Below are 436 nucleotides of genomic sequence, written 5' to 3'. Positions count from 1 at the left end.
GCCGAGAGGGCGTCGATCTGACCAGCGTTGATGAATTCGCCGCGGGCATCAGCCTGGGCTACAACCTTGGTGAAGGCGTCGAACATTGAAGAGCTCCTGTTCTCGACGAAGGGTCGGGAAGGGTGGGACGGGGATTCAGGCTGCGGGTGGCAACCTGCTGGTGCAAAGCACTGGGCCATTGTGATCAACCTGGCCTCCAGATTCTGTGTACTTCACAAAGGGTCACTGCTGCCATGGACCTCCCGTCGCCGTCACCAGAATGCCGCGGAATATCTTTACGGTTTTCTTTATGATTGCCCTCCGTCGGTCGGCGGCCTGGTGCCCGGAGGATTGGATGATGACAGGTCATGAAAAAGGCCCCCGAGCGGGGGCCAGAGGAGCCGAGGTAAGAACCCTTGAGGAGGGATTTCAGACGAGGGCGGCGATGGCGTAGTCG

General features: G+C 59.6%; 1 pseudogene. It reads right to left on the bottom strand.

Features of this window, described 5'->3' with window-relative positions:
• Positions 1-86: pseudogene (locus ACLNEE_RS16970) on the bottom strand (phycocyanin subunit beta); the annotation flags it as partial.
• Positions 87-436 lie beyond the last annotated feature (350 nt).

Source organism: Aphanothece stagnina RSMan2012, assembly GCF_046764815.1.
In the GTDB taxonomy this organism is placed as follows: domain Bacteria; phylum Cyanobacteriota; class Cyanobacteriia; order PCC-6307; family Cyanobiaceae; genus NIES-981.
Note: the sequence above shows the minus strand (reverse complement) of the source record. Positions and strands in the feature narration are given on the sequence as shown.